At 69.5% G+C, this 12555-nt stretch carries 12 protein-coding genes and 3 tRNA genes; 7 read left to right on the top strand and 8 right to left on the bottom strand.

The window, feature by feature from the left end; all coding sequences use genetic code 11:
* Positions 1-153: 153 nt before the first annotated feature.
* The 7 genes from ACX28W_RS05315 to ACX28W_RS05285 all read left to right on the top strand — a co-directional run bounded on the left by ACX28W_RS05315 (position 154) and on the right by ACX28W_RS05285 (position 7725).
* Entirely contained in the window at positions 154-1713 is a 1560-nt protein-coding gene (locus tag ACX28W_RS05315) for a N,N-dimethylformamidase beta subunit family domain-containing protein (RefSeq protein WP_458997583.1), read from the top strand.
* A 203-nt stretch (positions 1714-1916) separates the two neighbouring features.
* Positions 1917-2333, top strand: a complete 417-nt coding sequence (locus tag ACX28W_RS05310) for a hypothetical protein (RefSeq protein ID WP_458997582.1) — start codon at positions 1917-1919, stop codon at positions 2331-2333.
* Positions 2327-3301, top strand: a complete 975-nt coding sequence (locus ACX28W_RS05305) for a hypothetical protein (protein ID WP_458997581.1) — start codon at positions 2327-2329, stop codon at positions 3299-3301. Before ACX28W_RS05310 ends, ACX28W_RS05305 begins: the two co-directional genes overlap by 7 nt.
* Before the next feature lie 85 nt (positions 3302-3386).
* Positions 3387-4703, top strand: coding sequence for a peptidoglycan-binding protein (locus tag ACX28W_RS05300; RefSeq protein ID WP_458997580.1), 1317 nt, complete (start codon positions 3387-3389; stop codon positions 4701-4703).
* The gene (locus ACX28W_RS05295; protein ID WP_458997579.1) at positions 4700-5407 is read left to right on the top strand and encodes an ABC transporter ATP-binding protein; all 708 of its coding nucleotides are present in this window, start codon (positions 4700-4702) and stop codon (positions 5405-5407) included. The genes ACX28W_RS05300 and ACX28W_RS05295 overlap by 4 nt, the downstream gene beginning before the upstream one ends.
* On the top strand, positions 5404-6663 hold the full coding sequence (locus ACX28W_RS05290) for an ABC transporter permease (protein ID WP_458997578.1): 1260 nt from the start codon (positions 5404-5406) through the stop codon (positions 6661-6663). The genes ACX28W_RS05295 and ACX28W_RS05290 overlap by 4 nt, the downstream gene beginning before the upstream one ends.
* Positions 6664-6828: 165 nt before the next feature.
* Positions 6829-7725 carry a phosphoribosylaminoimidazolesuccinocarboxamide synthase gene (locus ACX28W_RS05285; RefSeq protein ID WP_458997577.1) on the top strand — a complete coding sequence of 299 codons (897 nt, stop codon included), beginning with the start codon at positions 6829-6831 and terminating at the stop codon, positions 7723-7725.
* 52 nt (positions 7726-7777) lie between these two features.
* Here the strand turns inward: ACX28W_RS05285 and ACX28W_RS05280 are convergent.
* The 8 genes from ACX28W_RS05280 to ACX28W_RS05245 form a co-directional block, all read right to left on the bottom strand.
* A tRNA-Gly gene (locus ACX28W_RS05280) sits at positions 7778-7850 on the bottom strand.
* A gap of 23 nt (positions 7851-7873) precedes the next feature.
* Positions 7874-8506 (bottom strand): response regulator, encoded by a 633-nt coding sequence (locus tag ACX28W_RS05275; RefSeq protein ID WP_458997576.1) that lies wholly within the window; start codon positions 8504-8506, stop codon positions 7874-7876.
* A gap of 13 nt (positions 8507-8519) precedes the next feature.
* Positions 8520-9833 carry a sensor histidine kinase gene (locus tag ACX28W_RS05270; RefSeq protein WP_458997760.1) on the bottom strand — a complete coding sequence of 438 codons (1314 nt, stop codon included), beginning with the start codon at positions 9831-9833 and terminating at the stop codon, positions 8520-8522.
* A gap of 20 nt (positions 9834-9853) precedes the next feature.
* Entirely contained in the window at positions 9854-10666 is an 813-nt protein-coding gene (locus ACX28W_RS05265; RefSeq protein WP_458997575.1) for an ABC transporter permease, read from the bottom strand.
* The gene (locus ACX28W_RS05260; RefSeq protein ID WP_458997574.1) at positions 10663-11664 is read right to left on the bottom strand and encodes an ABC transporter ATP-binding protein; all 1002 of its coding nucleotides are present in this window, start codon (positions 11662-11664) and stop codon (positions 10663-10665) included. The genes ACX28W_RS05265 and ACX28W_RS05260 overlap by 4 nt, the downstream gene beginning before the upstream one ends.
* Positions 11665-11807: 143 nt before the next feature.
* Positions 11808-11883: transfer RNA gene (locus ACX28W_RS05255), tRNA-Gly, on the bottom strand.
* Between the two features lie 79 nt (positions 11884-11962).
* Positions 11963-12034, bottom strand: a tRNA-Gly gene (locus ACX28W_RS05250).
* 194 nt (positions 12035-12228) lie between these two features.
* Positions 12229-12546 (bottom strand): histone-like nucleoid-structuring protein Lsr2, encoded by a 318-nt coding sequence (locus ACX28W_RS05245; RefSeq protein WP_362071803.1) that lies wholly within the window; start codon positions 12544-12546, stop codon positions 12229-12231.
* Between the last annotated feature and the right edge of the window lie 9 nt (positions 12547-12555).

Raw genomic sequence — 12555 nt, 5'->3', positions numbered from 1 at the left:
GGGATCGATCGCGCACAAGACCGAGGCGAGCGAGACCGAGGCAAGGCCAGGCAGGACCCCGACAGGGCCAAGGCGGGGCCAAGGCAGGACCGGCAGGGCCACGGCAGGACCAAGGCTTACGGAACCGACGGGGGCACGAGGGAGGGAAAGGGCATGGGGTCGGAGCAGATCCGCCGCTGGGAGTCGGGAGCACTCGCGCACGCCGTGACGGATCCCTTCGGCCAGGGCCCAGTCCCCTGGCTCCGCGGCGACGAGCACTACTTCGACGACACCGGCCACGTCGTCCCGTGGTACATCGATCACATCGACCCAGCCACCGGCCACATCGACCTCGCCGACCACCTCGAACGCCGGTCCGGCGCCCTCCCCCAAGAGACACGCGCGCAAGGGACACGCAAGCCCCCCATCCCCCGTCCCCGAGTCGGCGGCCCTCGTTCGGCCGATGACGTTCACCGCCAGATCAAGGGTTTCACCACTACCGGCGCGGCAGCCCCCGGCGAGGCCATCGACTTCCACGTCACCGTCGACCCGCCTCAGGAATTCAGCGTCGACATCTACCGCATCGGGCACTACGGCGGCGACGGCGCAAGCAAGATCACCACCAGCCCCCGCCTCTCCGGCATCGTCCAGCCACCACCCCTGACCGCCGACCGCACGGTCTCCTGCCACCACTGGTGGCTGTCCTGGCGCCTGCAGATCCCGAGCTACTGGAACATCGGCGCATACGTCGCCGTCCTGACCACCGCCGACGGCTACCGCTCCCACGTCCCCTTCACGGTCCGCGACAACCACCCGGCGGACCTGCTGCTCCTGCTCCCGGACGTCACCTGGCAGGCGTACAACCTCTACCCGGAGGACGGCCACACCGGCGCCAGCCTCTACCACGCCTGGGACGAGAACGGCCGTCTGCTCGGCGAGTCCGACGCCGCGACGACGGTCTCCTTCGACCGCCCGTACGCCGGCGCGGGCCTCCCCCTCCACGTCGGCCACGCCTACGACTTCATCCGCTGGGCCGAGCGCTACGGCTACGACCTCGCCTACGCCGACGCCCGGGACCTGCACGCCGGCCGCGTCGATCCCACCCACTACCGCGGCCTGGTCTTCCCGGGCCACGACGAGTACTGGTCGACGCCGATGCGCCGCACCGCGGAACTCGCCCGCGAAAACGGCACCTCCCTGGTCTTCCTCTCCGCCAACACCATGTACTGGCAGGTCGAGTTGGGCCCGTCCCCGTCCGGCGTCCCCGACCGCCTGCTCACCTGCCGCAAGCGCAGAGGCCCTGGAAAGCCGGCGCTCTGGCGCGAAATCGACCGTCCGGAGCAACAGCTGATCGGGATCCAGTACGCGGGGAGAGTCCCCGAGCCGCACCCCATGGTCGTGCGCAACGCCGACCACTGGCTGTGGGAGGCCACCGGCGCGCACGAGGGCGACGAGCTCGACGGCATGGTCGCGGGGGAGGCCGACCGCTACTTCCCGCGCACCCCGCTGCCGGAGCATCACGGCCGTATCCTCCTGGCCCACTCCCCGTACCGGGACAGCCAGGGCACCGTCCGCCACCAGGAAACCTCCCTCTACCGAGCGCCCTCCGGCGCCCTGGTCTTCGCATCCGGAACCTTCGCCTGGTCCCCGGCGCTCGACCGCCCCGGCCACGTCGACACCCGTATCCAACGCGCCACCGCAAACCTTTTGGACCGCATCTGCAAACGCGACTGATCCCATATGAGGGGCCTTCATAAGATGTTTATCTGATCTTGTGGAAGCTCTTACGTTCCCTGTATGTTCCTCGCAGTTCAAGTCCGGTTTCACCGGGGGGACTTGGACTTGCTCAGGGGGGGCTCCTGCGGCGAGCGCAATCGCCCTCTCCTGTTGTCCGTCACGTCACGACGTTCTTCGTGACATCGCGAGAGGCAACAGGAATGCGTATAAGAAACTCGATCGGCCGTGCCGTTGTCCTGGGCGTGGCCACAGCGTCCCTCGTGGTCGGAGGGGCGGTCACCGCCCAGGCCGACGGGGACGGCGACTGCACGGATGCCGGAAACATCTGTGTGTTCGACTACCAGGAGCCGACGAGCTACCACTACGGCTACTACGACTTGAACGACCCGCACCCCAACTTCCACGGGATGTACTACCTCATCGACTCGTCCTACCTGGGCGACTCAATCGGCGCGGCATCGAACGACGCGGATACGTACACCTCCTGCGCGGGCTTCACCTTCTGGTGGGACATCAACTACGGGGACACCAGCTACTTCGCGTCGCGCAACTTCCAGTACCTCACGTTCTACGACAACAACAACGAGTTCTCCTCCTTCAAGAAGACCGGATGCTGACACACCTCACAGCCGCCAGGCGTAGCGCCGTTGTCGTCCTCGTGGCGATGGCGGCGCTGAGCGGATGCGGGGGGCTGGGGTCCGCGTCCGCGGAGCCGGACCTGGGCTCCGTGCCGACCCCCAGCAGCCTGGACCCGGCGAAGATCTCCACGCCGCTCGACGCGTACCTCTCGACGCCGGAGGAGAACTACACGCTCAAGAAGGCACGCATCCTGCTGGTCAACCAGTGCATGCGACAGCTCGGTTACCCGGACAACCCGCAGCCTCTGGGGGCGTACACGGGCAAGGCTTACCTGGAGCACTCGGAGTTCCAGGTGGCGCCGGTGTCGCAGGTGGAGCAGTACGGCTACGAAAGCCCCCAGGACGAGAACACCCAGGGGCAGTCGGCTGAGGCGACGTACACCAAGAAGACGACGAAGCTCCAGGGACAACTGCTGTCCGGACGTATCGCGACCTTCAACGGCAAGACCGTTCCCAAGGGGGGATGCGAGGGCGAGGCGCTGCGCACCCTCACCAAGGGAGCCACGACGCCACAGGAGATCACGATGCCCGACGGCTCCAAGGCCGGCGCGGGTGAGGGCGGCTTCGGCGAGGGCTACGCGGAGATGATGGTCTCCTCGGCGCGCGGCAAGGCCATGACCAAGGTGCGCAGCGACAGCCGTTACGAGAAGTCGACCGCCGAGTGGTCGGACTGCATGAAGAGCCAGGGGTACGAGTACGACACCCCCACCGAGCCGCGGAACGACAAGCGCTGGTCGGACACGAGCCAGGTGGGCAAGGCGGAGACAACGACGGCCGTCGCGGACATGCGCTGCAAGCAGAAGGTCAACTACCTCGGTATCGGCGTGGCATTGGTGTCCGCCTACGAGAAGCAGGTGATCGAGGAGAACGCCGAGATTCTCCAGGACGCCAAGGACAAGACTGCCAAGTGGATTGAGAATGCGAACAAGGCGCTCAACGCAGGTTGACACGAGCGGGCTTACCGCTGAGCAGGCCAGTGGCACCGGCGGTTCCCCACTGACCCGTCGGCGCACCTTGCTGATCGCGGTGGTGGTGGGCGCCGTTGTCCTGTCCGGGGCGGGCATCGCCGCCTCGACGCTGATCAAGTCGCCCGCCCAGGCGGCCGCCGACGCCGGTGCACCGGAGCGCGACGTCCTGACCGCTCCGGTCGAGTACCGGGTCCTGAAAGAGTCGGTGATCGTCAGAGGACTGGTCGCGGCAGACCGCACGGTGACCGTCTCACCCTCCGCGAGCAGTGCCGAGGGTGCCACGGCCGTCGTCACCAAGCTGCCGGTCGAGGCCGGGGACAAGGTGAAGGCGGGGCAGGTGCTCGTCGAGATATCGGGACGCCCGGTCTTCGTGCTGCGTGGTTCCCTTCCCGCCTACCGGGACCTCAAGCCAGGCGCGAAGGGCGACGACGTCAAGCAGCTTCAACGGGCGCTGTCCGACCTCGGATTCGGCTCGGGCACTGATACGAGCGGGGAGTTCGGCGCGGGTACGCAGAGCGCGCTGGCCTCCTTCTACACGTCGATCGGCTATGAGCCTCAGCCGGTCTCGCAGGACGGGGCCTCTCAGGTGGAGTCCGCGACGAAGGCGGTCACGCAGGCGGACAGGGCGCTTCAGGATGTGCGGGCCGACAGCGATGCCGACGCGACGGACGAGGCGCGTGCCGAGGAGGATCTGGCGACCGCGCAGCAAACGCTGACCGACGCGAGGCTCCAAGCCGGTGCGATGCTACCCGCCGCCGAGACCGTCGTCCTGGACAGTTTTCCCGCCCGGGTCGAGTCGGTCCCCGTGCGGGTCGGCGACAAAGCCGTGAGCAAGGTCATGACCGTGTCCTCGGGGGCGCTTGCTGTCCAGGCAACTTTGACGCCCAGCCAGAAGAGTGTCGTGCGGACCGGGCAGAGCGTGCGTGTCCTTTCGGAGGCGACGGGTGACGAGTTCGACGGCATGGTGGCGTCGATCGCCGATCCGGAGACAGCCGATGCCGCAGCCGAAGGCGACGGCGAGGAGGGCAGCGAGGACAGCGGGGCGTCGGGAGTCTTCTACACCATGACCGTCAAACCCGACGACACCATCCCGGTGGAACTCGCCGGCCAGGACGTGCGGTTGACGGTCGAGGCGGCGAACTCCAAGGGCAAGGTGCTCGTGGTGCCGTACTCGGCCGTTTCCGCGGCGGCCGACGGCAGTACGGTCGTCACGGTGCTCGAAGCGAGCGGTGACCGGCGCCGGGTGAAGGTGCGCGCGGGGCTGTCCGGCGACGGCTATGTCGAGGTCACTCCCGCGGCCGACGGGGCTCTGGCCAAGAGCGACAAGGTGATCGTGGGAAGCGGGAACACCGCGGCCGGCGAAGAGGACGGTGTTTCGTGACCCTGGTTCCGGTCATCGAGTTCCGTGCCGTGGGCCTCACCTATCCGGGACCGCCGCCCGTGTGCGCGTTCCGTCCCACGGACCTGGTGATCCGCCAGGGAGAGTACGTCACGGTCGTAGGACCGTCGGGCTCCGGGAAGTCGACCTTCCTCAACATCGCGGGCCTCATCGACGCGCCCACGGACGGCCGGTATCTGCTCGACGGCATCGACACGGTGAACCTCAGGGACGCGCAACGCACCAGTCTGCGCGGACGCCGGATCGGCTTCGTGTTCCAGGCCTTTCATCTGCTGCCCCACCGCAGCGCGCTGGAGAACGTCCTGCTGGCGATGGTCTACGACTCCGTGCCTCGCTCCGAGCGCCGGACCAGAGCCCGTGACGCCCTGGTCCGGGTGGGGCTCGGACACCGTATGGACGCGCTGCCGACCCGCTTGTCGGGAGGGGAGAGGCAGCGGGTCGCCATCGCGCGTGCGATCGTCGGCCGTCCCTCGCTGCTGCTGTGCGACGAGCTGACGGGCAACCTGGACACGGCCACCGCGGACTCGATTCTGGGCCTCCTCGACGAACTGCACGGGGACGGGATGACCATCGTCGTCATCACGCATGATCCGTCGGTGGCGGCCAGAGGAGAACGGACTCTCTCCATCAGAGACGGTGTTCTCAGCGAGAACGCTCAGGCCGGAGCTGTGCAGGTGACCCCATGAGACCGAGCGGACGTCGCCGCCGCGCGCGCCGCGTCCCCGAAGTCGAGCCCTCCCGTTTCGCCTTCCGAGACCTGCTCTCCGAAGCTGTGGCGGGGATGCTCCAACGGCCGGCACGATCGGCCCTCACCGCGCTCGGGACCGTCCTGGGAGTTGGCACGTTCGTCGCCATTCTCGGTCTGACGGCGACGGCCTCGTCCCAGATCGACTCGCGTTTCAACGCGCTCACCGCGACCGAGGTCACGGTCGAAGACGTCGGTGACCCGGAGGATTCGTTCGCCGGAATGTCCTTTCCCGAGGATGCCGACGCACGCATCGAGGACCTGAACGGGGTGCAGAGCGCCGGGGTCTACTGGCCGGTGACGCTCTCGGAGGACGAGACGGTGCGCTCGGCTCCGGTCGGTGCCTCGATGGCCGAGGACGAGACCCAGGTGGTCGCGGCTTCCTCGGGGGTTCTCCAGGCCGCCTCCCCCACGCTCCAGGAAGGGCGGCTCTTCGATCGCTTTCACGTCGATCGGGCCGAGCCTGTGGCTGTCATCGGCTCCGGCATGGCCAGCAGGCTCGGCATCACGACGCTGGACACGCAGCCGGCTGTCTTCATCGGCGACCGGGCGTTCACGGTGATAGGCATCGTCAACGATGTGGAGCGCAAGGCCGACCTTCTGCTGTCGGTCGTGATTCCCGCCACGGTGGCCCAGGAGGTCTGGGGTGAGCCGGGCGCCGACGCACCCGCCAAGATGCTTGTCTCCACCGATCTGGGTGCGGCCACCCAGATCGCCGACGAGGCGCCGCTGGCCCTCGACCCGGCCCACCCCGAGCGCTTCAAGGCGGTGCCTCCACCAGATCCCAAGGCCCTGCGCTCGTCCGTGAGCTCCGACCTCAACCAGCTGTTCCTGCTCCTCGCCGCCATCTGCCTGGTCATCGGCGCGGTGGGCATCGCCAACACCACCCTGGTCGCCGTGCTGGAACGCACGGGTGAGATCGGGCTGCGCCGCGCTCTGGGGGCCCGCGGTCGGCACATCACCAGCCAGTTCCTTGCCGAGTCCGGCGCGCTGGGGGCACTGGGCGGGCTGATCGGGACATCGCTCGGCACCATCACCGTGGTGGCCGTGGCGGCGGCCCGGGCGTGGACACCCGTCGTGCACCCGGTGACCGTCCTCTCGGCCCCGGTGACCGGGTTGCTGACCGGTCTGCTGGCCGGCCTGTACCCGGCCTGGCGCGCCAGCCGAATACAGCCGGCCGAGGCGCTCCGACGCTAGGACCTGTCCGGCGGACCCAGTCGGAGAGCGGCAACGGGCACCCGTCAGCGCAGGCGGGGCCCGCGTTTCCGGCATGATCCGCCGGACAGGCCCTGACCTGCCGCAACAGGTCGCCCCCAGGTAGGGGACAATCGGTGCCGTTGGACAGAACTACGGGGAGGAACCGTGTCCGGATTCGTCGAAAAGCCCGAGCCCCTCCAGGTTCCGGGTCTGGTGCATCTGCACACCGGCAAGGTGCGCGACCTGTACCAGAACGAGGCGGGCGACCTCGTGATGATCGCCAGTGACCGCATCTCCGCGTTCGACTGGGTGCTGCCCACCGAGATCCCCGACAAGGGCCGGGTCCTCACCCAGCTCTCCCTCTGGTGGTTCGACCAGCTCGCCGACCTGGTCCCCAACCATGTGCTGAGCACCGAACTCCCGCCGGGCGCCCCCGCCGACTGGGCCGGCCGCACCCTGATCTGCAAGTCCCTCCGGATGGTCCCGGTCGAGTGCGTCGCACGCGGCTACCTCACCGGCTCGGGCCTGGTCGAGTACAACGAGTCCCGCACGGTCTGCGGCCTCGCCCTCCCCGAGGGCCTCGTCGACGGCTCGGAACTCCCCGCACCGATCTTCACCCCCGCGACCAAGGCCGCGGTCGGCGAGCACGACGAGAACGTGTCGTACGAGGAGGTCGCCCGCCAGGTCGGCGCCGAGACCGCGGCCCAGCTGCGCCAGACGACCCTCGCCGTCTACGGCCGCGCCCGCGAGATCGCGCGGGCGCGCGGGATCATCCTCGCGGACACCAAGTTCGAGTTCGGTTACGAGGGCGAGACGCTCATCCTCGCCGACGAGGTGCTGACCCCGGACTCCTCCCGCTTCTGGCCCGCCGACGAGTGGGAGCCGGGCCGCTCCCAGCCGTCCTTCGACAAGCAGTTCGTCCGCGACTGGCTGACTTCCCCCGAGTCCGGCTGGGACCGCAAGAGCGAGCAGCCGCCCCCCGCGCTGCCGCCGCACGTAGTGGAAGCGACCAGCGCCAAGTACATCGAGGCGTACGAGCGCCTCACCGGCACCAGCTGGTAGGGAACACACGAAAAAGCCCCCGACCCGGGAGGGTCGGGGGCTTCTTTCCCTGAGCGGACGACCAGGTTCGAACTGGCGACCTCAACCTTGGCAAGGTTGCGCTCTACCAACTGAGCTACGTCCGCGTTGCGCCGTGGCGCGAGACCAACTATACCCAACCTCGCTCACGTGCGAGACGCACCGCCGTATGCCGGTTCTCCGCCCCCAGCTTGGCCGCGGCCGAAGACAGATAGTTCCGCACCGTCCCCTGCGACAGCGCGGCCCGCTCCGCGATCTCCGCGACGGGCGCCCCGTCGGCGGCGAACTCGAGCACCTCGGCCTCGCGCGCGGTCAGCGGCGAGTCACCGGCGGAGATCGCGTCGGCGGCCAACTCCGGGTCCACATAACGGTTTCCCGCGTGCACGGTGCGAATGATCTCCGCGAGCCGCTGCGCACTGACCGTCTTCGGGACGAACCCGCGTACACCCGCCGCAAGCGCCCGCTTCAGATGCCCCGGCCGACCGTGACTCGTCACGATCAGCACCCGGCAGTCGGGCAGGTCGGCCCGCAGTGATGTGGCCACCCTCACACCGTCCGCGCCCGGCATCTGCAGATCCAGGACGGCGACGTCGGGCCCGTGCGCCAGCGCCATCGCCAGTGCCTCCGGACCGGTCGCCGCCTCGGCGACCACCACGAGGTCGTCCTCCAGTGCCAGCAACGCGGCGAGCGCCCCCCGGATCAGATGTTCGTCGTCGGCGAGCAGCAGGCGCACAGGTGGTACGGATGCCGGTACGGATGTCATGAGGTGACCTCACTCACTGTGGAGAGACGGGGGACGGCACGATTCCCGGAGCCGAGACCGACTCCGGGGCCGAGACAGGGGCCGGGACCTTCCCTGAAGGCAACGGCACCTCCCCTGAAGGCAACGGCACCTGTGCCGTGAGGCGGAACAGGCCACCCCCGCACACCCCGGCCCGCAGCACCCCGTCCACCTCCGCCAGCCGCTCCCGCAGCCCCGCGAGCCCCGACCCCCTTTCCGGGGCGTCGGCATCGGCCCCCGCGTCCGGCGCCCCGTCGTTCTCGACGGTGAGGGTCACCCGCCCCTCCGCCACCCGCAGGGACACCGCGCAGCTCTCCGCGTCCCCGTGCCGTAGGACGTTCGTCGTCGCCTCCCGTACGACCCAGCCGAGCGCCGACTGGATCTGCGCGGGCAGTCCGGTCGCCGAGCCGCTTACCTCGCAGTCGATACCGGCGGCAGCCAACACGCCCTGGGCGCCCGCGAGTTCGGCCCGCAGGTCGGCCTCGCGATAGCCGCGTACGACCTCGCGCACCTCCCGCTGCGAGTCCCGCGCGATCCGCTGGACCTCGATCATCTGCTCCACGGCCTCCGGTCGCCCGCGCCGCGCCAACTGCACCGCGAGCTCGCTCTTCAGGGCGATCACCGCCAGGTTCCGGCCCATCACATCGTGCAGATCGCGCCCGAAGCGCAGCCGCTCCTCGGCGACGGCGAGCCGGGTGCGGGTCTCGCGGGCCTCGTCGAGTTCGTAGACGGAGTTGAGCAGCCAGACGGAGAAGACGGAGGTGAAGGCGAGGAACCCGGCGGTGACCAGCACCGCGAACGCCGTGCCCAGCGCGGCGGGCCCGGGCAGGCCCAGCAGGAACGCCACGACTCCGGCGCCCACCCCCGCGCCCGCCACGATCGCGATCACGCGCCGCCGGTTGCGGACGCCGAGCGCCATGGTGCCGGCACCGAAGGCGAGCGAGCCCACGAAGAGCGACCCCGCCGCGGCGTCCGCGTCCGCGCCACCGGGACCGTGCGTGGTGAGCGCGAGCGCGACGTTCGCGATCAGCGCCGTGACCACGCCGAGCGCCCACAGCAGTCGTACGGGCTGCTCACGGCTGCCGCGTGTCCAGTCGAGCGCCCGGGACGCGGCCACGGCACAGAGCCCGGCGTGCGCGCACACCATCAGGAACAGACAGCCCGCGAGCCGCGACCCCACCTGGCCGAAGGCCGGCAGCCCGAACGCCGCGATCTCGATCACGGCGAAGAAGTGGAACGACCACCGCGTGTACGTCTCGACCTTCGCCGGTGTGCTCTTGCCCCGCCACCAGCCGCCCGCCTCGCGCATGCCCGCCCCTGAGTCGATGCTCACCGCCGCGGTTCCCACCGGAACCACCGTCGTACAGCAAACACCGCGAGCACGATCCAGGCCACCGCCGTCCCGACGGCGCCCAGGGCGTCGTACGCGGAGAGGTCACCGGTCCAGCCGCCGCGGATCAGGGTGATCACCGGCGTCAGGGGCAGCAGTTCGCAGGCCGAGGCCAGCCGGTCGGGCATGACCTCGAGCGGGATGAACGTGCCGGAGCCCATCAGCGACACGACCATCAGCGGCATGGCGGCGACCTGGGCACCCTCCACGCTCCTGCTGAAGTTCGCGGTGACCGCCGCGAGCGGGGGCCACATGGCCAGGCCCAACAGCAGCCCCAGGACCGCGAGAAGGGGTGCCTGGGGCGCCCCGACGTCCAGCAGCGCGGCGCACGCGACCGTCAGGACCACGCACTGCACCAAACCGATCGCGGCCGAGGGCAGCGCCGCGCCCGCGAGGATCTCCGCGTCCCGTAGCTCGCCGGTGCGCAGCCGCTTCAGGACGAGCTCCTCGCGGCGGGCCGCGTACACGCTCACCAGCGAGCTGTAGACGGCGAAGAGGAGCGAGAAGCCGACGGAGGACGGCAGGACGACCGAGCCGACCGAGAGCCCGGTGCCCTGCAGATCCATCTGGTCGACCGTCGAGCGGAGGCTGAACGGCAAGGCCAGCGGCACGAACAAGGCCGCGGCGAGGGTCGCCTTCGTGCGGCCCAGCAGCGTCAGCTCGGCGCGCGCGAGGGCGGCCATCCGCCCCGCCGCCGTGGTGGTCCGTGCAGCAGTCCCTGTGGGTTTCGTCGTCACAACCGTCGCGCTCACGCCACCGTCTCCTCAGCCGTCTTGAACCCCGTACGACGATCCGCGGCTGCGGCGCCGGGCCCGGCCGCCCCCGCCGCGTCCCGCGCGATCCGCAGGAACGCCTCCTCCAGCGAGGCCGACCGCACATCGAGCCCCCGCAGCTCGACCTGCTTCTTCTGGGCCCACATCAGCAGTCCGGTGGCGGTGCGCTGGAGTTCGTTGGTGCGCAGCTTGATGGCGCGGCCCGCCGTCTCGTGGTCGGTCACGCCGAGTCCGGCGAGCGGGGGCAGGTCCCCGAGGAAGTAGCCGGCGGGCAGTTCGAAGGAGATCCGGGACGGCTGCGACGCGGTCACCTCGGCCGGGGTGCCTGAGGCCGCGATGTGTCCCTCGTGGAGGATCGCGAGCCGGTCGGCCAGTTCCTCCGCCTCTTCCAGGTAGTGCGTGGTCAGCAGCACGGTCGTACCGGCGTCGCGCAGCTCCCGCACCAAGTCCCAGGTGCCCCGGCGCCCTTCCGCGTCGAGTCCGGTCGTCGGTTCGTCGAGGAAGAGGACCTCGGGGCGGCCGAGGAGTGCGAGCGCCAGGTCCAGGCGTCGCTTCTCGCCCCCGGACAACTGCTTCACGCGTACGCCGGACCGTCGTGTGAGCCCGACCATGTCCAGGGCCTCCGCGGTCGGCCGGGCCCCGCTCGTGCAGCCCGCCCACATCCGTACGGTCTCCGCGACGGTCAGCTCGGAGGGGAAGCCGCCCTCCTGCAGCATCACACCGATCCGGGGCCGGACGGCCGCGCGCTCCCCGTACGGATCGTGCCCGAGGACCCGGACCCGGCCGCCGGCCGGAGGGGCGAGGCCCTCGAGCAGCTCGACCGTGGACGTCTTGCCCGCGCCGTTCGTCCCCAGCAGCGCGAAGAGTTCGCCGCGGCCCACGGAGAAGGTGACTCCGCGCACGGCCTCGAAATCTCCCCCGTACACGCGCCGCAGATCAGTGACCTCGATCACGTCATCTTGCTCGTTCGTGTTCATGGAATCAGCGTCGCTGCGGACCGGGCCCGGCAGCAGTGCGCGGTGTCATCGGTCCGCATGACAAATGTCAGACGCCACGGACAGCCGACATTGCGGGGGCACACGAGAAAGACCCCGGTCGACTGACCGGGGCCTTTGCTTCCTGGAGCGGACGACGAGGCTCGAACTCGCGACCTCAACCTTGGCAAGGTTGCGCTCTACCAACTGAGCTACGTCCGCATTGCCCCCGACCAGCTTTCACCGGTCGGTGCGAGCACTACCTTACCTGATCCACCGCAGTGGTTGGTAAGGGTTGCAGAGCGGGTGACAGGAATTGCACACTGCGCCTTCCCCCTGGAAGGGGGATGTTCTGCTACTGAACTACACCCGCGTGACTCCTTGGGATTCGGCCTTTCGGCCTTGCCCCTCGGCGTGTTCCAGACTCTAGCTGATCACCAGGGGGTAAGCGCAAGTCGGCTGTTCCGGGGGCTCGGTGGCGGGTCCCGCGGACGCCCCCAGGGGCAGCGAGTGCTTCCAGGGCCACCGGAGGGGAGGCCCGCCGCCGCCCCTCCGTGAGGCACTGACTCAGTGCGCTTCGGCGAACGCCTCGTAGACCTTCTTGGGGATGCGGCCGCGCGGCGGCACGTCCATCTTGTTCGAGCGGGCCCAGGCGCGGACGGCGGCGGGGTCGGGGGTCAACGCGGTGTGCGTGTAGGCCTTGCCGGACTTCGCCTGCTTGCGGCCGGCCTCGACGTAGGGCGCGAGCACCTTACGCAGTTTCTTGGCATTGGCTGGATTGAGGTCGATCTCGTACGACTTGCCGTCCAGTCCGAAGACGATCGTTTCCGCCGCTTCTGAGCCGTCGATGTCGTCGGAGAGAGTGACCACGACACGCTGCGCCACGAATATCGG

This window comes from Streptomyces sp. SD15 (genome assembly GCF_054462255.1).
Note: the sequence above shows the minus strand (reverse complement) of the source record. Positions and strands in the feature narration are given on the sequence as shown.